Annotated in this window: 23 protein-coding genes; 6 read left to right on the top strand and 17 right to left on the bottom strand. The window is 44.9% G+C overall.

Annotated features, from left to right (window positions below):
- The first annotated feature begins 438 nt into the window (after positions 1–438).
- Positions 439–1548, top strand: coding sequence for a mechanosensitive ion channel family protein (locus ABU165_RS04310; protein ID WP_009795497.1), 1110 nt, complete (start codon positions 439–441; stop codon positions 1546–1548).
- A 122-nt stretch (positions 1549–1670) separates the two neighbouring features.
- Here ABU165_RS04310 and ABU165_RS04305 read toward each other — a convergent pair whose 3' ends face one another.
- Together ABU165_RS04305 and ABU165_RS04300 are read right to left on the bottom strand one after the other, a co-directional pair.
- Complete coding sequence (locus tag ABU165_RS04305; RefSeq protein WP_035403379.1) at positions 1671–3164, bottom strand: HD-GYP domain-containing protein; 1494 nt, start codon at positions 3162–3164, stop codon at positions 1671–1673.
- A gap of 167 nt (positions 3165–3331) precedes the next feature.
- Positions 3332–4111 (bottom strand): SDR family oxidoreductase, encoded by a 780-nt coding sequence (locus ABU165_RS04300; RefSeq protein ID WP_035403376.1) that lies wholly within the window; start codon positions 4109–4111, stop codon positions 3332–3334.
- Positions 4112–4338: 227 nt separating this feature from the next.
- Between ABU165_RS04300 and ABU165_RS04295 the strand changes: the two genes are divergently transcribed.
- Complete coding sequence (locus ABU165_RS04295) at positions 4339–4827, top strand: Hsp20/alpha crystallin family protein (RefSeq protein WP_022544076.1); 489 nt, start codon at positions 4339–4341, stop codon at positions 4825–4827.
- A 50-nt stretch (positions 4828–4877) separates the two neighbouring features.
- Positions 4878–5345, top strand: a complete 468-nt coding sequence (locus tag ABU165_RS04290; protein WP_009795493.1) for an Hsp20/alpha crystallin family protein — start codon at positions 4878–4880, stop codon at positions 5343–5345.
- A 13-nt stretch (positions 5346–5358) separates the two neighbouring features.
- Here the strand turns inward: ABU165_RS04290 and ABU165_RS04285 are convergent, their stop codons facing one another.
- From ABU165_RS04285 to ABU165_RS04260, 6 genes are all read right to left on the bottom strand, one after another.
- The gene (locus ABU165_RS04285) at positions 5359–5856 is read right to left on the bottom strand and encodes a GNAT family N-acetyltransferase (protein ID WP_318059477.1); all 498 of its coding nucleotides are present in this window, start codon (positions 5854–5856) and stop codon (positions 5359–5361) included.
- A gap of 208 nt (positions 5857–6064) precedes the next feature.
- Positions 6065–6841, bottom strand: coding sequence for a CAP domain-containing protein (locus tag ABU165_RS04280; RefSeq protein WP_009795491.1), 777 nt, complete (start codon positions 6839–6841; stop codon positions 6065–6067).
- Positions 6842–7244: 403 nt separating this feature from the next.
- A complete protein-coding gene (locus ABU165_RS04275) occupies positions 7245–8636 on the bottom strand; it encodes a sensor histidine kinase (RefSeq protein ID WP_094767229.1) in 1392 nt (463 codons plus the stop codon).
- Entirely contained in the window at positions 8633–9316 is a 684-nt protein-coding gene (locus tag ABU165_RS04270) for a response regulator transcription factor (RefSeq protein ID WP_022544077.1), read from the bottom strand. The genes ABU165_RS04275 and ABU165_RS04270 overlap by 4 nt, the downstream gene beginning before the upstream one ends.
- Positions 9309–10295: a YncE family protein gene (locus ABU165_RS04265; RefSeq protein WP_224952002.1), complete on the bottom strand. Its 987-nt coding sequence runs from the start codon at positions 10293–10295 to the stop codon at positions 9309–9311. Before ABU165_RS04265 ends, ABU165_RS04270 begins: the two co-directional genes overlap by 8 nt.
- A 123-nt stretch (positions 10296–10418) precedes the next feature.
- On the bottom strand, positions 10419–10688 hold the full coding sequence (locus ABU165_RS04260) for an NUDIX hydrolase (protein ID WP_224952003.1): 270 nt from the start codon (positions 10686–10688) through the stop codon (positions 10419–10421).
- Between the two features lie 131 nt (positions 10689–10819).
- Here ABU165_RS04260 and ABU165_RS04255 point away from each other — a divergent pair, with 131 nt between their 5' ends.
- The gene (locus ABU165_RS04255) at positions 10820–11062 is read left to right on the top strand and encodes a hypothetical protein (protein ID WP_022544079.1); all 243 of its coding nucleotides are present in this window, start codon (positions 10820–10822) and stop codon (positions 11060–11062) included.
- Between the two features lie 59 nt (positions 11063–11121).
- On the opposite strand, the gene ABU165_RS04250 is transcribed toward ABU165_RS04255, so the two are convergent.
- The 8 genes from ABU165_RS04250 to deoD all read right to left on the bottom strand — a co-directional run bounded on the left by ABU165_RS04250 (position 11122) and on the right by deoD (position 18324).
- Complete coding sequence (locus tag ABU165_RS04250) at positions 11122–11955, bottom strand: hypothetical protein (RefSeq protein ID WP_009795484.1); 834 nt, start codon at positions 11953–11955, stop codon at positions 11122–11124.
- Between the two features lie 152 nt (positions 11956–12107).
- Positions 12108–12509 (bottom strand): MarR family winged helix-turn-helix transcriptional regulator, encoded by a 402-nt coding sequence (locus ABU165_RS04245; protein ID WP_009795483.1) that lies wholly within the window; start codon positions 12507–12509, stop codon positions 12108–12110.
- Between the two features lie 56 nt (positions 12510–12565).
- Positions 12566–13477, bottom strand: a complete 912-nt coding sequence (locus tag ABU165_RS04240) for a CobW family GTP-binding protein (protein ID WP_318059478.1) — start codon at positions 13475–13477, stop codon at positions 12566–12568.
- 159 nt (positions 13478–13636) lie between these two features.
- Positions 13637–14542, bottom strand: a complete 906-nt coding sequence (locus ABU165_RS04235) for an LCP family protein (RefSeq protein WP_318059479.1) — start codon at positions 14540–14542, stop codon at positions 13637–13639.
- A 144-nt stretch (positions 14543–14686) separates the two neighbouring features.
- Positions 14687–16090, bottom strand: coding sequence for a lmo1851 family serine protease (locus ABU165_RS04230; RefSeq protein WP_198018101.1), 1404 nt, complete (start codon positions 16088–16090; stop codon positions 14687–14689).
- Between the two features lie 248 nt (positions 16091–16338).
- Positions 16339–16545: a heavy-metal-associated domain-containing protein gene (locus ABU165_RS04225; RefSeq protein ID WP_022544082.1), complete on the bottom strand. Its 207-nt coding sequence runs from the start codon at positions 16543–16545 to the stop codon at positions 16339–16341.
- 76 nt (positions 16546–16621) lie between these two features.
- On the bottom strand, positions 16622–17476 hold the full coding sequence (locus ABU165_RS04220) for a M15 family metallopeptidase (protein WP_022544083.1): 855 nt from the start codon (positions 17474–17476) through the stop codon (positions 16622–16624).
- Positions 17477–17622: 146 nt separating this feature from the next.
- Positions 17623–18324 (bottom strand): purine-nucleoside phosphorylase, encoded by a 702-nt coding sequence (deoD, locus tag ABU165_RS04215; protein ID WP_009795475.1) that lies wholly within the window; start codon positions 18322–18324, stop codon positions 17623–17625.
- 157 nt (positions 18325–18481) lie between these two features.
- On the opposite strand from deoD, the gene ABU165_RS04210 reads away from it, so the two are divergent.
- Together ABU165_RS04210 and ABU165_RS04205 are read left to right on the top strand one after the other, a co-directional pair.
- Positions 18482–18610, top strand: a complete 129-nt coding sequence (locus ABU165_RS04210) for a hypothetical protein (RefSeq protein ID WP_009795474.1) — start codon at positions 18482–18484, stop codon at positions 18608–18610.
- 31 nt (positions 18611–18641) lie between these two features.
- A complete protein-coding gene (locus ABU165_RS04205; RefSeq protein WP_009795473.1) occupies positions 18642–18767 on the top strand; it encodes a hypothetical protein in 126 nt (41 codons plus the stop codon).
- Between the two features lie 46 nt (positions 18768–18813).
- Here ABU165_RS04205 and ABU165_RS04200 read toward each other — a convergent pair whose 3' ends face one another.
- The gene (locus ABU165_RS04200) at positions 18814–19128 is read right to left on the bottom strand and encodes a YodL domain-containing protein (RefSeq protein ID WP_009795472.1); all 315 of its coding nucleotides are present in this window, start codon (positions 19126–19128) and stop codon (positions 18814–18816) included.
- Between the last annotated feature and the right edge of the window lie 146 nt (positions 19129–19274).

Genomic DNA, 19274 nt, shown 5'->3' with positions numbered 1-19274 from the left:
TTTTCTGTTTTTTAATCGATCGCCGGAATTTCTCCGACTATTGCAGCTGTTTTTAGAGTTTCTTTGAAATCAGGGGGAATTTCTCCGCTTATTTTTCAGCCTGTCCCCGATTCCCTCATTCAGGTCCTGTAAGGTCCGCTCTTTATGGCTGGTCGCGATTGTTCCTAAATAGATTTTCTTGAATGATCCAGAAATAGCGGTTTTTATACCTCACGTATAAAATTGACGTTGTATGACTTTAAATTCTGGCAAGCACCAGCAGCATTTCCCTTCCTGTAAATGTAATTTTTCACCTCTTATAAGAATGGCAATAAAGCAACAATCAATGCGTAAAGAGCCTTATTAAAAGTTACGTCTTTCAACCTATTAAATTTTTCCGCAGTTAGTGGTAAAGTGTTCTAATGTTTATCACTGCTTAGTTTTACATCAAGGAGGAAAATGATGACTTACCTGTTAACCGATGATTTTTGGGCAAAGTTTGCCCTTTCTGCCGGAATCCTGATTTTATTTTTGCTGCTCCGAAAAGTGTTTACAAGATATATCTTCAAGCTGATTATTGATTATACTGATAAAAAAGGCATCACCACAGCCTCTTCCATCCTAAATTCGTTCCAAAAGCCTGTCAGATGGCTGTTTGTCGTTATCGGGCTTCAGCTGGCTTTGCAGTTTTTCCCTTATGACCTGATCAGCGATACAGCAGAAAAAAAGCTGTTCCGGTCAGTTTTCGTTGTGATTGCAGCCTGGGGCCTTTTCAATTTAAGCAGCATGACTACGGTGCTCTTCCCTAAACTGATGAGCAAACTCGACATTAATGTCGATAAGCTGGTCGTCCCTTTTGTTTCTAAGATGGCTAAGACTCTTGTCATTGTTCTTGGCGGAAGTATGATTGCTGAAGAATGGGGTTTCAATATCAACGGCTTCATTGCCGGGTTGGGTCTTGGAGGCCTGGCTTTTGCCCTGGCTGCAAAAGAAACAGTTTCCAACCTTTTTGGAGGGATAGTAATCGTAACCGAGAAGCCATTCACAATAGGCGATTGGATTAAGACTCCCAGCGTCGAGGGAACAGTAGAGGATATTACCTTTAGAAGCACGAAGATACGTACTTTTGCCCAGGCTCTTGTGACGGTTCCCAATTCGACCCTTGCCAACGAGCCGATCATTAACTGGTCTAAAATGGGAAAAAGGCAGATTGCCTTTCATCTGGGAGTTACGTATTCCACTTCAAGAGAAAAGCTCCAGGCAATCGCAAGGCGGATTGAGCTGATGCTCATTGAGCATGAGGAAATCCATAACGATACAATCATAGTTCGCTTTGACCGCTTCAATGATTCCAGCCTGGATCTTTACCTGTACTTTTTCACGAATGTGACGTCTTTTGCAGATTATCTTTCCATCAAAGAAGACGTTAATTTCAGGATCTTGCTAATCCTGGAAGAGGAAGGAGTCAGCATGGCTTTCCCTACACGGACTCTGGTGGTCCAATCAGAGGGGGTACAGTCCGGAAGCGGAATTATTCAGGAAGAGCAGGCATTGCTGCGTTCATCATAAATTCTTTCATTATGCGGGAAGAATATGCGTGCATCAATAAAGCCGCACCAATCTGGTGCGGCCTTTGTCATGTATGAAGGACCTTAAGGGTTATTTATATAGCCCATAGAGAACCTGAAAGATCAGGATGCCTCAGTCTGCACCATCTTTCTGGCCAGCTCAATAAAAGCGTCTGCCACCTGTGGATCCCACTGTGTGCCTTTTCCACTTTCAAGTATATGCAATGCTTTTTCCGGCGGCATCCCTTTGCGGTAAGGTCTGTCAGAAGTCATGGCATCATAAGAATCTGCTACGGCGATGATCCGGCCAAAATAAGGTATCTCTTCCCCCTGAAGTCCATCAGGATAGCCTTTTCCATCGATTCTTTCATGATGGGAACGGATCCCGGGGAGCAATGAAGCCACCTCGCCTGCCGGCTGTACCTGCTTTAAAATCGTTTCACCTATAACCGGATGGGCCTTTATGTACTCGAATTCTTCGTCACTCAGCTTGCCTTCTTTTTGCAGAACACCATCCGGGACACCGATTTTTCCAATATCATGGAGAAGAGCAGTCTGATAAAGCTGCTTCAGTTCCTCATCATGAAGACCAAGTCTCTTCCCTATGTCGCGGGAGAATGATGCCACCCTCATTGAGTGGCCGGAAGTATATGGATCCCTCGCATCAAGTGCTGCAGACAGGACAGTCATGAAGCTTTCAAGCAGCTGCCGGTTCGTCTCTTCCCTTTGCTTCAGGGCTGCTATCATAATATTGAAACCTGTGAATACCTCAGAGAATTCGTCTGTATACACATTATCCTTCAAGTAGGCAAAGTTCTGATTTTCCGCCTCGGACATCAGCGTTTGAAGGCGTGAAATCGGCTCTTCAATATCCTCCGCCATATACTTCGCGGTCAGCATGGCATAGCAAACTGTAATGAAGATCACAACAGCCGCCCACTGCCAAAAAACGGCCGTTTCCATCCCCATTCCTTCCAGCTTGATTTGGGCAGCTACCATGAAAATCAGGACAGGAAGGACACCGATCACAAGGACTGTTAAACGGAATTTCTTTTTGATAGGAATGGTGGACGGAGTTTCTTGAACAAGCCACCCGCTTTTATTGGCCGCCTTGAAATGGGCCAGCACCGGCTTGATCGCCCTAAGCGTCAAGTAGAATTCTACTAGGGCGTGCATGCTGGCAACAAGAAAAGCGGCAATGGCGGCATAAAGCACCATATAATAGGAGAGCTTGAGCTCTCCGGCTGAGATCAGATAAAGTGAAGCAGATGCTGCCGGTATCGTCAGTCCAAGCAGATGCGGCAGCATAATCCGCTTGACCGTTAGGACTGGAAACTGCTTCAGCCTCAGGATAGCTTTTCTGACAGACTCCGCATCCATTCCATCTGAAAGAAACACAGCTCGAATGGGCCTGATATGCTGCCTGAAGAAAAAGCCCTCCGTAAAAAACATGATGACCATTGACCCTGCCAGAATCAGCCATATTAGGGCTTTGTCATATCCCCTGGCATCAATGGTTGTAAAGATAAAGGTTGCACCGATTGCCAGCACTGCAATCAAAGAGCCGAATATGTAATTGATTAGAAGTTTTTTAAGAAACCTGTTATATATGTCCATATGCCACAGCACCTGCATCAAATTTATAGTTATTTCCTACTATTTTATCATCCTTCCACCTTCAAAACTATATGTACTCGTTTCTGCAGCAGGTTTTCTCAAACTTTCTCTTTTATTGGCACAAATATTGCAGCAAAAAGCACATTGCCTTCAGCAATGTGCCCTTCTTAGCCATCAAGCCTGTATGCTTTTCCCAGTATATCCCTTCCGCCTGTGACAGGAATAATGCTCCCATTTATAAAGGCGGAATTATCATCACTTAAAAACGAAATGACCCGTGCAATATCCTCTCCGGTTGCATCTCTTTCATTTTCGGGCAAATCTCCGATCAATTCTCTTGCCTGAATGATTTCCTTCTCTTTCCATTCACCTACGATATCACCGGGGCAGACCATATTGGCTGTAATCCCGTTCTCAGACTCTTCCAGGGCAAGAGTCCTTGTGAGGGATGCCGCCGCTGTTTTTGCTGCAGCAAAAGCTGATCTGTAAATCCACCCTGGCGCCGTTTCGACTCTATCAAATCCAATGGTAATGACTCTTCCCCAGCCTTTTTCTCTCATCGCCGGCAGAAGGAGCTTTGTCAGCCAAAAGACTGCGTTTACATTTCCATTCATCAGATAGCTCCAATCTTCAAGGGAATAATCAGCCATTCTTTTTCGTTCATGTATGTATGGCCCGGCATTATGGACAAGGATATCGATTGAGCCGAAATAATCCAGTGCCTTCTCAGCAATGCGCAGGCAGTCTTCTGCAGAAGCGATATCACCCTGGACAACAATATTTTGCGTCCCATATTTTTCAGTCAATTCTTCTGCGAGCAGCTCAGCTTTTTCCCGGCTGCTGCGGTAATTGATTGCAAGCGAAACCCCATTAGCTGCCAGTTCAATGGCTGTCCTTTTTCCGATGCCGGCCGCTCCGCCGGTTATTAAAGCCGTCTTTACATTCACCAAGATACATACCCCGCAATATTTTTTTCTGCTCTCTTAATCACTATACTATGAAGAACCCTTGAGATATGCAAATAAAAAGAGGCTGGCAGAAAATATATGCAATTGGACTGGCAGCTGGTTTGCTGTATGCGTGAAAATTAACGATTAGGCTGCTGCCTGCATATAATACATCAGCATATACCGAACATGGGGCATATACGCCTCACTAGGAAAGGATGTATCATATGTTTCCCTGGAACCTTTTCCCGTTTAACAAAGACATGAAAAAAACGATGCAGCAGCTCAAGCCTGACGAGATTGACAAATATGTTCAGAATATGATGGGCCAGCTTTTTCCCCAATCGACGCAGGGAATGGGAGGGCCACAGAATATGATGCAGGGATTCAGCCCATTTCAGCAAGGGAACCCTGATCCCTCTCCTCCCGGCTCTTCCAAACTCGATACCTCTGTCTACGAAACACATGATTATGTTTTTGTCAGGATCGGAATAAAAGATGAATCCTGGCTCAAACAGCTGAAGCTTTATCATACTTCAAACCAGATCATCCTGGAGCATATTCCTGAGTTTGAAAATAAGCATACGATTACCCTTCCTGCCATTGTAAAAAGGAAAGGCTCTTCTGCGAGCTTCAAAGACAGCATGCTGGAAGTCAGGATACCCAAGAATATTGATATGCAGTTTTCTGAGATTGAAGTAACTGAAATCCTTTAACCTTTTCCTTTTAGCTCTGAGCTCCCATTCATTAAAGGAGGTTACAAGCTATGTCTTTGGAACAATTCAGGCATCTTCTGGAATGGAGCACCCAGGTCCAGAATGATCCGCTGTTGGGCAGTCTGAGCAAAAAGAATCCGGAGGGGCAGATTGTGCCATCCAATCCCGGCTCTTTATTTTTCGGCCAGCAGGGATCCGTTCCCCGATGTGATGTCTACAAATCCGGAAACACCATCATTGTTGAAGCAGAACTTCCAGGCATTGAAAGGGAGAATTTCAAGGTTCAACTGGCTAAGGGGGAAATCATTATTCAAGGTAAATATATGACTCTTCTCCCCAACCGGGAATATTTGATAAAAGAGCGCCCCAGCCTGAAGTTTGAGAAGAAATTATCCATTCCATATCAGGTCATACGGCAAGAGATCAAAACCTCTTTTGAAGAAGGTCTTCTTGTCATTATCATACCCATACATGAGGATGAGGAAGCTGTAGATATTCCTTTCCAGATGGATACTTGAACTTCCGGCATGCTTAAAGAAGTTTGTCGTAGCAAAAGAACGGATGCTCCCTGTCCATATAGATTTCACCGGCTTTTTTGTATCCGTTTTTCTCAAACAGTCTTTGGGCCTTCTTGTTAAGTGAATATGTATCAGTTCTCATATATGGCACATTCTGCTGAACAGCATGCTGTTCAGCAAATGAAATGAGACGGCTGGCAATCCCGGCTCCCCTGATTTCAGGATCTACAACGAGGCGGTGGAACACATAGCATTCACCAGCGGCCTTTTGCCAGGAAACCTGGCGGTATTGCTCTGCCTGGACCTGATCGCATGTTATAGCACCGGCGGGTTCTCCATCCATCACTGCTGTAAACATTGTTCCGTTCTTGATATCATTAAGGAAATCAGTTTCTGCAGGATATTCATCTGTCCATTGATCATTATTTTCCTGCCTCATAATTTCTACTGTTTTCTTTACGATTCCCATTATTTTGCTTATATCTTTTGGTTCTGCTTTTCTGATATCCATAGAAATCCCCTATCTATATTAACTCTAGGTTGTATTGTATCCTTTTTCGGAAAAATCATGAAGGAAAAGCACCCGCATTTACTGTTAAACCTTTCGGGCCGCAGCATGAGTGAGATTAAGACGTATAAGACAGTCATTCCCTAGGAAAGTCTAAAACTGTTCAAAAAAAAGAGACAGCAGGTGCTGTCTCCTTTTTTTGAATGCTATATTATTTTCCAATGAACATTTGAGTCCAATAGTTGCCTTCTGCCACATGGCCTACACCGATGTGTGTGAAGTTGGCGTTCATGATGTTCTTGCGGTGGCCTTCACTGTTCATCCATGCTTTTACTACTTCTTCAGGTGAACGCTGGCCCATTGCAATGTTCTCACCGGCTGTTCTGTAAGAGATGCCGAATTTCTTCATCATATCAAACGGAGAACCGTAAGTTGGGCTGTTATGGTCAAAGTAGCCTTTTGTTTTCATGTCATTAGACTTTTCGCGTGCAACCTTGCTGAGCTCTGTATCAAGCTTAAGGGCAGGCACACCATTTTTTGCGCGTTCCTGGTTAGTCAGTTCGACTACCTTTTGCTCAAACGCACTTACTTGTGATGCTGATGGTGCAGCTTTAGGCTGTTTTTCTGCTTGTGCAGGCTGTTTAGCTGGTGCAGGTGCAGGTGCTTCCTGCTTAGGCTGTTCTGCTTTTGCCGGTGCAGGAGTTTCCTGTTTTGGCTGTTCTGTTTTGGCTGGTGCAGGTGCTTCCTGTTTCGGCTGTTCTGCTTTGGCCGGCTGCTTGTTTACCTGTACGCTTTCCCAGTTAATATTGTATTGTTTCATATATTTTTGAAGCAGGCTGTTAATCTGCTCGTTATTCAGGTTTCCAGAGTAATTTACTTTCACTTGCTGTGGAGTCGGGCAATTAGATGCTGCATCTGCTTTATTCAATCCTGGTGATACAAGCAATGCTGCTGCCGCTGCTACTGAAAAGATCACTTTTTTATTCATGTATGAAATCCTCCCTGATAATCGTAGTTTGTTTTTTGTTGCTCTCTTGCTTGCAGTAATATCATAGCATACGATTTTTGTAATATTAGAGGGAGGATTTTACATATTAGCAGTTTGTAAGTGCATCCATAGGCTGCGCATACTGACTTTGGGACTAATTAAGCAGGAAAAGCCTGTTATATCAAGATATCTTAGGGTTAATGGCTGGAATATTATTGTATGGATAATAATTGGTAAAGTGGAAGTGAACATATCTTTTTTCCAAACATATGATAAAGAAGTCTTATTGACACATTTTCAGGGGTCATCCTTTGTTTACTTTTATTACACTGGAATGACAAATGTGAAAAGAAATTCGTATGATTTAAATTGAAAAAACCCGGAAATATCCCGGGTTTCCAATTTAATCCTTTAGCATTGGCAATTTTATGGTTACCGTTGTCCCTTCTCCTGGACTGCTCGCTATTGATATGGATCCATGATGCAGCTGGATGAGCTTTTCTGCAATGGCAAGGCCGAGTCCAGTGCCGCCATCATCCCGGGTTCGGGCTTTATTGACCCGGTAGAACCTCTGCTTGATACTTTCAAGATCTTCCGGCGGGATTCCGCTTCCTGTATCAATTATTGTAAGAATGCAGTCCCTATTGGAAGCTTTCAGGGTAATTTCAATGTAGCCTTTACCTGTATATCGGATGCTATTGTCCATGATATTCTGCACGATCTGCCCGATTCTTCCTTCATCACCCATTATAATGATGTCCGGATCAAGCATTGTCCGCAGCTCTACTTTCTTTTCCCTCAAAGCTGGGGTATACCGCACCAGGCTATCTTCAATGACCTGAGCAAGGGGAAGAGGCATTCTGAACAGCTGGTACTCATCGGTGTCCAGCCTCGATAAATCAAGCAGGTCTCCGACAAGCCTTTCCATCCGGACCGATTCTCTATTGATAAGATGAAGATACTTATCATCTTTATCCGCAATCCCTTTTAATATTGCATCACTATAGCCCTTAATATAGCTGATAGGTGTCCTGAGCTCATGAGAAATATCAGCCAGAAACTCCTTCTTTCTTTCATCTTCCTTCTGGATGGAGGATGACATCTGATTGAATGCCCTGGCAAGGCGCCCTATTTCGTCTTCGGATTGAATCTGGACCCTGCTTGAATAATCTCCTGAAGACACTCTTTCCGCTGCCTTTTTTATATCTGCAAGCGGGTGTGTCAGCTTACTGATTATTTTTGTCCCGAAGATGAAGGCAGCTCCAAGAAACAGCAAAGCAGCCGCTACCCACCAGTAGGCAAAATCCTTTGTGACTTCTGAGATATTTTCCACCGGGATATATAAGTATAAAATACCTTCAAGTCTGTTTTCGTCAAGCAAGGGAATAATAACTCCCATGATTCTTCTGCCGAACCGCTCCTCATACCCGGTTTTAAGGATATGGTCTCCTTTAAGAAGCCGTTCTCTTTCTTCAGGGCCGATCAGCGTGTCATAATCAATATCAAATGGGAGGCAGGCGCTCAGCTCCCTCGGATTGCTGACAGCAAACACTTCCGCATCAGATACCTGGTTATACCATTCCACTTTTTCTTTATATTGTTCGGTAATCGGGCCTGAACTGTACTGCGAGGCCAGGCGCCCGCCCTCTTGCAGCAGCTCTTCCTCAATATGTGAGACATAAAGGTTTTCATAAAACAAATAGGACAAAAAATATGAGTAAACGATGGTGATGACAATGGCGGCCATGATCGCCAGCCAGATTTTCCTTGCCAGGCTGCCTGAGAAGTATTTCATTCGAGGGGCACCTCAAACTTATAGCCGATTCCCCAGACCGTCTTTATATAATCTCCTGCACCAAGCTTCATTCTTAGTGTTTTAATGTGGGTATCCACCGTCCTTAAGCTCCCCAGATAATCCATTCCCCATATCTGCTCTAAAAGCTGTTCCCTGCTCAGCGCATGGGACTGGTGGCCGATAAAGAACATCAGCAGTTCATATTCTTTGAGTGTGAGCATGATATAGCTGCCTTCCACCTTCACGCTCCGCGCCTTTTTGTCTATCGTTATTTTTCCGGCGGAGGTTATATTTGAATCTGCGCCGCTGATGCTGCCGCTCCTCCTCAGGACTGCATGTATGCGGGCAGTCAGTTCCCCAGGGCTGAAAGGCTTGACGATATAATCATCTCCCCCGATCTGCAGTCCTTTGACCTTATCCCACTCTTCCCCTTTTGCAGATAAAAAAATGACAGGTACTTCATATTGGGCACGCACCCTCTCACACACTGAGAATCCATCTTCACCTGGCATCATGATATCCAAAAGAATGAGGTCAGGAAGATTTTTTTGTATTTCTTCCAGCGTTTCTTTTCCTCCTGCAGCATAACGGCAGCTGAAGCCGGCATTTTCCAAATACATCCCGATCAGGTGACGCATATCTTCTTCATCATCCACAATCAATATTTCTAAATCATTCATTTCCAACATCCCCCCGGAGTATGATCTGGAATGGCCCTTCTCCTGTTTTGATCGTCTTTATGACCTGAAGCGGCCCCGGATCAATCAGATGGACATCATTGCTGTCATAGCCCGCAATAATCAGATACTCTCCGAAAGGAAGCATTTCAAAAGGATTGGCTCCGACCTGGATGCTGCCTGCCTCCTTACCGCCGCCGTCCACCTTATAAAGTGTACTGGAGCCGTGGCTGAGAGCAAAAATAGATCCTTTCAGCTCTGCAAAGCCTACCGGCATCGTTGGGGCAGGAATCGTTTTTGCCAGCCTGCCTGTTTCCAGACTGTAAACATGGATGTCTTTCTCAGCTTCTGCCCCTTCTCCATGGCCGCCTATCCAAAGTTCTCCCTCTTCTTCCCTGATCAGGGCTCCTGCTGCAGAAGGATGGATTTTGAAAGATGATATCTTTCTGCCTTGATTTATATCTATGACAGTCATGATTTCCTGCTTGAAGCTTGAGACAAATAGTTTCCCTTTTTCCTTTTCTTCGAGGATGGTCAAGGGATCGGCTTCTGTCTTAACAGCTCCTGTTTCCTTGCCATTCAAATCATAGAACCTGACTTGATCTTTTTCCTGGTCTGCAAAAGCAATTTCCTGCCTGCCTGCAAGGAGCCTGCCATTGACTATCCCGGTACCTGCCGGCCATTCACCGATCTTTTCCCCTTTTTCTAATGAATATAAATCAACGGTGTCCAGCTGTTTGCCGTACAATAACAAGGAATCTCCATCAGGGAGGATTAAGCCGCCCGTATAAGGCTTCTGTAAATCCCATGTCGCCGCTTCATCCAATATATCCAAATCAATGAAGGTCAAAGACATATCTTTAATGTTGACGGTTGCCGCCACCATTTTGTCCTTTGCAATTGGCGGATATTGTTCAGAGCTGCAGGCTGCCAGCATCAGCAGCATGCACGCATATCCCAGCGTAAGTGCAATTGCCCTCATGATTGTTCCCCTTTTCTGCTATGTATAAGAAGATTATATCCTTGTACTGTGAAATATTTGTGAAAAGTTATTGATCATATTTTTAGATCATTCTCGACAGCAGGGCATATGCCGCTAAAAAACTTAAGATCTGATCTGTTCATACACCTGACAATGAATGTCTATCAGAAAAAGTTTATCTTCATTGGGCATATCAGAGTCAGTTAGCCTCTTAACTGCCAGGTAGAACTTTTCCGCCACCCGCTTTCTGGCACGCGGATGGGCATTTTCATCTTTCAGCTCTCTCCGGATTGCTTCCTTTAAGATATCCTCCGCTGAGCCGGTACCTTCAAGCCTGCGGTTGTTCCAAAGCTGCCTGTACTGGCCAAGCAAATAAGCATAATCATTATTCATCTTCTATCTCTCCTTGCCTTTGTCTTACCATCGTTTCTAGTATACCCCTACTATATATGCATAAAGAAGACTGCAATGGCAAAAAATACGTTCACCGGCAAATCTGCAGGAAGAATGAAAGGAGGATGTTCATGGGGACACCTTACCGCTGCCCGAACTGCAAAACCAATAGAAGCAGATTCAATATCATCAGGCAGGTAGCACAGCCAGTAAAGCTTGATCCCGGCTCGGGCATTGTCTTGGAAGAATACGCTGAAGAACAGCTGAGCCCTTTCCATATGGCTTATAAAGGGCCTGAAGTCAGGGTGCAGTGCGCAGCCTGCGGGCTGGTAGAGGATGAGAAGACATTTGCGAAGTTTGGAGAGATGAAATAAGAATGGGGGATGCCATAGCATCCCTTTTTGCTTTTATTGCTGCGGAAAGAGAAAACCGCTTATCTTTCGAATAGGCGGTTTTCTTCCAGGAATTTTTGCGCGTTTACTTTCCAGCCGTCGAAAGCTGACATTTTTATCATTTCGATTTTTCCTTTGTAATGCCTTTTTCCTTCATTTTTTATATACCAGTCAACTTCAACGGAAACATCCACAAGCTGGTTCTGCTTTTCTTCCATGCTGAAGCCGCCGGAAGCACTTTCCAGCTGAACATTTTCAATAGCCGGGAGGATTTTTTTCCATGGCAGCTTTTGCAGAGAAAGCATGCCCGCAATATCTTCGTCCTGCTGCTTCAGACCTGCAATGAATGCTGAAGCTGCTTCTTCCGGTCCTGCATTTCCGGTGTATGCCTCCAGTTCGCCTGCAGACTTCAAAATCATCAATTTATGAGATAAGTCCATCTCATCTCTTCGATGAGTGGTGCTTCCGTTAAAATGAATGCAGAAGTGGCCGGGAAAATTATTGGCAAGTGCCCCGGCTCCATGGGGCATCCCATGCATTGAAGCCGCTATTCTCAATTTTCCGGATTTTACAATGATGGCTCTCCGCCTCCAGCTCCACTTTCCATCATAAATTTCCTTCATCACGGCTGTATCCTTCGCCGTCAAGGGCTGGACATCTGCGTGGCGGCTTCCTGCCCTTCGCTGCACTTTAAATTTCTTTCCCGTTTCAACATCCTCAACAGTAAATGTGCTGAATCTTGGAAGCAGCTCATTGACTTCTGACCAATCCAGTGGAGCTGGCCTGCCGGATGCATCAGCATAAAAAATGGATCCCTGAAGAAGAAAGCTGGCGAGAATAAGGACTGCCGGCTGTTTTAAGAACTTCATCATCATCACTCGATTTCTCTCTTTGTAGGATGGGTCATGCGGCCCTCAATGAAAAGTGTCCCACACAAGCCTCCTTTTATGCGCGGCGCCGCATCCTGACAGTTTAAAATGAAACAAAAAAAGAGCCTGGCGGGCGCGCGCAGGGCTCTTATCAATCATTACATAAGTTTTTGAAACAGCTTTACCAGCTGATCCAGCTCTTCTTCAGTAAAAGAGCGGAACTTTGCCTGCAAATAGGCAGATTTTTTTTCCTCCAGTTTTTCAACAAGTTCCTGGCCGGTTCCTGTAAGCACCAATTCCACCACTCTCCGGTCGTTTTCGGAACGGCTTCTGGTCATATAGCCTTTCCTGACAAGAGAATCAGTTACACTCGTAATGTGGCTTGCCGATACATTCAGCTCTTTAGAAATGGCAGAAGCCATCTTAGGTCCGTCTGCTATTAGTTTCAGCACAGTGAATTCATTGCTGGTGACTTCATCGCCCATCAGCTTATTCACTTCCTGCCTTAAAGTCCGAAAAACAGTCCGGAATGCTCTTTCCAGTTCTGCTGCTTGTTTCAAAGAAAATCGTCCTTTCCCTATATGGCCTAAATGATCTTTCAGTGATATTATATCATTTACTCCATATCCTTTAATTTCCGGCTGATCTGCTCCCAGTCTATATTTTCGCCGATAAATACCATGTTTAGGGGCATATTCATATATTCCTTCATATATAAAGGCATTCCATAAGAAAATTGGAACAGGAAAGGATAGCTCTCAGCCGAAAACTTAATATATCCCTTTATTCTAAAGACCGAATCAGGAAGCTCTCTCAAAAAAGATTCGAATGCTTCCTGGCTGACCGGGCCCTTGAAGGTGTGGACATAGGATCCAAGGTTCAGATCCTTGAGGGAGGCTTTCTCAGCCCCAGTCTTCCTATTCGTCTTAAGCCCCCGTACCGCGTCGGCGGAAACCTTGGAGTAGGTGGTAAGAATAGGCACCGCATGCTGGTTGAAAGACTGGATATCCATGACTGCAGAGGCTTGTTCTGAACTGCTCATTTCATCTGATTTATTCACCAGGATCAGGTCGGCATGCCGCACCTGCTCTATGAGCAGCTGCTGAACTTGCGGGCTCAGCGACTTCCGGGCAAGCCATCTCATCCCGTCAATCGCAGTCATGATGCCTTTAACCAGCAGTTTATCTGCGAACAGCGGCGACAGCACTGCATCAAGCACTTCCACAGGATGGGCAGCGCCGGTCGTTTCAATATAAATCACTTCAGGTTTTTCATCCAAAAGCAGCGACTGCAGCTGGGATTCCAGTTTATCCTGGATGCTGCAGCAGATGCATCCGCCAAGCAGTTCTTTCAACGGGACCTCCCCGTCAACTGCTTCCGAATCAATGGATACCTTTCCAAGCTCATTCATCATAACAGCTGTCTTCCGGCCATCCTTTTTTTCCTGCAGCAGCAGCCTTTTCAATAAAGTGGTCTTTCCGCTGCCGAGGAATCCCGATAATATATATACTTCTGTTTTATTTACCATTTCAGCATGTTCACTTCCTGACAAAATTGGTTAACGCTCCAATCATATGTTACCTAAACTTTGCCCTGTTTGAAAGCAAAAAAGCTGTTAAGGCTTATTTTAGCTTGCAGATTACCCAGGATATGTATAAAGGGCATGGCTCGTCTATTATCTTGCCCTTTATTGTTTTTCTCCAATAAACTGCTGGATTGCCTGTTTATTTTCTTCAAAATCCATTTCAAGCACTGCTCCTGCTTCATCGACAAGTTTATTTTCAAAGCTGTCACTGACTGGAATCCTCAATGTCTGAACATTCTCCGCGGAATTGAGCAGATAGGATACGGCCAAGGGGACTGCCTCATCGGCATCCATATCCGTTTCTATATACTGGGCTGCCTCAAGAACGACCGCCGGGAAATCAAGGACTCCCTCTATACTGCTGAATCTTTCAGTTAGCTTATTTTTAAGGGCAGCTAAGACCTCCTGCTGCCGCTCAACCCGGCCGAAATCACTTTCTCCGTCATGTCTGAAGCGGACATATGACAAAATTTCTTCTCCATGAAGGGTTTGCTTCCCCGGCTGCATATCCAGCTTCATATCCTCTGCCATTTCCTTTGAAACCTCAAGCTCCAGCCCTTCAGGAGCAATCAGATCTGCTGCAGCAATGAAGCCCTTGAAATCTATGATGGCAGTATAGTCGATTTTCAGCCCGAAATTCGCCTCAACTGTCTCTTTAAGCAATTCTTTCCCGCCTTCATAATAGGCATGATTAAGTTTGGTGCGCCTTCCGGTGCCCGGTATTTCCACATAGCTGTCCCTCATTAAAGAAATCAGCTTGATTTCCTTCTCTTTAGGCATATATCTTGCCGCTATGATTGCATCAGACCTTGAGTGTGCTTCTCCCCTGCTGTCTATTCCTATCAGGAGGAATGTAGTGTCTGTTGCACCTTGTCCATTTACTGTATCTTCTTTTCCGCTTGTCCCCGGTATGCCGGGGGCTGCCTCGTCGGCTCCATTGTCAAAGGGCAAGGAGCATGCAGTCAATTGGATGGTGACGCATATGATAAGCAATAGTTTTTTCCTCACTGGCCTGCCTCCATTTTCGTTTACTTTCATTCTCGGGCATCGGAGGGCAGCCCTATACCTCCTGGTTAATATTTGTAAAATTCCGGCTCGTCTAAGCAGCATGAAAAGGACCGGCCAGCAGGCCGGTCCTTTCCATTTAATATTTTACTGCAGTTCTTTCTTAAGCACTTCTACTGCTTTTTGAATCTGCGTATCGTTTTTAAGAAGCTTTTCTCTTAAGAGATCCATCATCTTTACGGTGGTATCTCCTGTAATGACACCCGTCTGCTCAAGTTTATGGGCTTTTTGGAGCTGGATGACTGCCTGCTTTGTTTTTTCATCAAAGAATCCGTCTGTCCTGCCCGGTTCAAAGCCAAGTGCCTTGAGCATTTCCTGTGCAGCCTTCACTTCAGCGGAAGAAGAAGACACCTTCAGTTCGCTTTCAGGATTGATAAACGGAAGCGATGCATAAGAAGGAAGCTCTGCTTTATAATCAGGCTCGATTCCTTTTTCGTGGATCCAGTTCGCTTCCGGCGTCAGCCATTTCTCCGTTGTGAATTTCATATTGGATCCATCCGTGAAATCTTCTGCACGCTGTACTGTGCCTTTTCCGAATGACTTCTCACCAACAAGAGGGACACCTGCAGACTCGTGCACAGCCGCTGCCAGTATTTCCGAAGCACTCGCACTGCCTTTGTCGATTACCACCACAAGCGGGATGTCAGGGCTGCCTTCAGAATTGGATTTTACCACTTCCCGATTGCCTTCCCTGTCTTCGATCTGGAATAATATTTCTCCTTCCGGCACAAACAGGCTGGAAATACTGATCGCCTGGTTCAGCAATCCGCCCGGATTCTGCCTTAAATCAAGGACAAGGCCTTTCATTCCCTGCTTCTGAAGATCGTTCAATACATCTATGAGTTCTTTCGATGTGTTATCAGAGAAAGTGGTGATCTGGACTTTTGCAATTCCATCCTCCATCATTTCCCCATAAACGGTCTCAAGCGGGATAGTATCCCTGGTGATGCTTATTTTCGTAGCTTCATCAGCACCTGCGCGCTGGATTTCAAGCTCCACTTTGGTACCTTTCTTGCCGCGTATCAGTGTTACTGCTTCTGTTGAGCTCTTGCCCTGGAGGCTTTTCCCATCTACAGAAAGGACTTTGTCATTGGGCTTCAAGCCAGCCTTTTCTGCCGGGGAGCCTTTGAGCGGGGAAACAATGATGATCTGCCCGTTTTGCTCCTGAATCTCTGCACCTATGCCTTCAAATGAAGAAGAGATGCTCTGGTGGAAGCTTGCTGCTTCTTCTTCATTCATATAGTCTGAATAGGGATCTTCCAGGGACTCAACCATCCCGTTAATAGCCCCGTTTATGAGCGTATTCTGCTCCACATCTTTGTAGTAGCTGCCTTTCAATGTATCATAAGCAGAATACAGCTTATCAAATTCGTTTCGTTCATTGCCGATGCTGACAGCTTTTTCATCTCCGAATGCCAGCGCGAAGGTTGTAATCCCCGCTGCCAGGAACACTATGAAAAACAGCAGCATGACAAAGTGAAACTTCTTCATCCGGATGTATCCGGAATCAGGCTGCTTGTCTGAATTTTCCTGGTCTAAATGATTATTATCCAAGCTGTTCACCACTTTCGTCTCCATAAGGAAGTCCTTAGACCCTTAAAAATTAGAATAACATTTTATAAAGTAAATTAACAAAGAAATATGTACAAAAACGGAAAAATTTATGAATAAAAGATGGCTTTTTTGAACAGGCCAATTAAAAGGGGATGGCCTGCTTCCATGCCATCCCCAAAAACCAATCAGGCAATTCCATACCCTTCATTTTCAATTGCTTCCTTGATTAAAGATTCCGATGTCTGCTCAGGATTATAGTCGACCTCTACTGTTTTTCCCTGAAGTGCTATTGACACCCCGGCAACTCCGTCAAGTGAAAGGAGGGCGTTCTTTATGGATTCTTCACAATGATCGCATGTCATTTCAGGTACAGTCATCGTTGTTCTATTCATTATTTTCTTCCTCCCTCTGTCAGTACTGCAGTCATTCTATTCCCCAATCAGGGCAAGTAAAAACAGGGAGTGATGATCATATTTTCTTTACAATGCTGAAATACTCTTCGAGAGTGAGGTTTTTCTCATAAATCTCCTCCGCTGCCGGACCGACATAGCGGAAATGCCAAGGCTCGTACTGATAGCCTGTTATACTTTCCTTTCCTTTCGGATAACGTAGGATAAATCCGAATTTATGGGCGTTTTCAGCAAGCCACTTTCCTTCTGCAGTGTTGCCGAACGCTTCAGAGAGCTCCAATTTTGCGCTTCTGCTGGATATATCCATCGCCAGGCCGGATTGGTGTTCGCTGCTGCCGGGCATGGCTACAGCCTGGACAGCCTTTTCTTCCCCGGCCCGCTGGATTTCAGCATCCAATATCACTGCCTGCCTTTCATATGAACGGTAGCCGGAAACGGCAAACAATTCAATCCCGGATTGCTTTGCTGCAGCAAACATCTTTTCCATATGAGCTGCAGCATCCTTGCGGATATAGCTCTTTTCAATATCCTGTTCCCCGAAAGAAAATGGAACTTTTGGACGGACAAGATCTTCCGGAATATAGCTGCCGGGCAGCATAAACTCTTTATTTACAAGCGCCATGATATTGGCAGGATTTTGAATCACTTTTTTACCTTCTGTTTCGGTTATCTGATTGAAAAAGGCTGCTTCCAGAACAGGGCCGTCCGGGACAGACTTTTCTTCCTCCTCAGCTGCAGCCTGTCCATCATCCGTTGACGGTGCTGCCTCACTGGTTTCTTTGTTTTTATCAGAAGGGCTGTCCGCAGCCTGCCCGCCTTCAGGCCAAAAGGGAATCTTGCTGACAAAAGGCTCCATTCTGCTGCATCCCCCGAGGATAAAAACAGCTGCTGCGATGATCACTATTTTCTTCATTTCTTTCACCTGTCCTATTGTTGTACCAATGTTAGTATTTCACAATATGTTTATCTTAACACTTTTTGCACTGCATCCGAAAGCATAGATAGTATTGATATCAGCAAAAAAAGAAGATGCCCGGCATGGGGCATCGTATTTAACCATTATTTAATCGCAGCTTCCAGTGCAACCTCGATCATTTCGTTGAAAGTTGTCTGTCTTTCCTGTGAAGTAGTTTCTTCACCAGTAAGGATATGATCACTGACTGTAAGGACTGACAATGCCTTTCTGTCAAATTTTGCTGCAAGGGTATAGAGGGCAGCTGTCTCCATCTCTATTGCAAGAATTTGGTATTTCGCCCATTTTTCCAGCTCTGAATTGTCGTTATAGAACATATCTGCTGTGAAAACATTGCCAACCTTAAGGTTCAGGCCTTTTTTTTCACCTGCATCATAGGCTCTTTTTAAAAGGTCAAAATCAGCGGTTGGAGCATAATCCACGCCTCCAAAGGTAAGGCGGTTCATCTGTGAATCAGTTGAAGCGCTCATAGCCAGGATAACATCCCTTACTTTTACATCCTTCTGGATGGCGCCGCATGTACCTACCCTGATCAGGTTTTGGACATTATAGCTGTTCATCAGTTCATTAATATAAATGGATATGGAAGGAACCCCCATTCCGGTCCCCTGGACAGAAATCCTTTTTCCTTTATAAGTTCCGGTATATCCAAACATGTTCCGGACTTCATTGTAGCATTCAGCATCTTCAAGGAATGTTTCCGCTATATATTTTGCACGCAAAGGGTCTCCTGGCAGCAGAACCGTCTCTGCAATCTGATTTTCTTCTGCACCGATATGTACACTCATGTTTTGTACCTCCAATGTTTTTCTGAAGCATGGTTTGCAACTGCTTTCACATCACACTATACCATATTTCCGCTGATGCTGGAAAACCAAGTGATGCCAGCATGTTTTTTTCTGCCCCGGGCAACCTAATATTAGTCTTTCCTAAGGAGGGATAAACATGCCGCAAGAACCGATGAGCAAAAAGCTGAGACAGGCTGTCCAGCACGCGAATGAAACCAATCCATCTTCACGTTCGAATACTGAACCGCATACCTCCAAAACAGTCCGGAGGAAGCATAAACAATAGTTCATGTGATATCAGAGGAGGAGAAGCGCCAGTGGGAAAAAAACACCGCAGCCGCATCAATTCACCAAAGAAAAACAATCATATCCCGCCTGAAGCTATCGTGGCTGAACATGAGGCCCATGGCAAAGAGAATTCTGCCGAAAGACGAAAAAAATAAAAAGCAAAAGCAGCAGGGGACTTTCTCCTGCTGCTCATCCTTTTTTCTATCTGATATGCACCCGGTTCACCTGCGCCCAGCCGCCGGGTTTGAGCTGGTAGTAGAACTGACCCCTTCTGCCCTCATCAATAAAGACAATATCCCCTGTTGACAGAAATCGTCCGCTGAAGTCAGCCGGCATGCGATCGGGAACATTGAAACTCCTGAAAGCGTGATCAAGACACTCCTCATGTGACGCACCCTTTATAGGCAGCCTGTACACCTGCTTATACCCTTTCTTTTGCCGGAACTCCGGTGTCTGGAAAATCGTCACATCATAATCCTTCTGCTTTAACATCGGCAACGTTAATTCCTTCAGCATGAAGCAAGCCTCCTTTATTAATTCCCTATGCCAGACCCATCCTTTTCGTCAGCAGCTCTATATTTTCTACTTCTGTTATTACATTTTCGTCCTGTCGATTCCTTCAAAGAACATTTTCTTTTTTTATCGTTTTTCAGAAAATTCTG

The organism is Cytobacillus sp. T106 (genome assembly GCF_040492155.1).
GTDB classification, from domain to species: domain Bacteria; phylum Bacillota; class Bacilli; order Bacillales; family Cytobacillaceae; genus Bacillus_AB; species Bacillus_AB infantis.
This window is presented reverse-complemented; position numbering and strand designations above follow the sequence as displayed.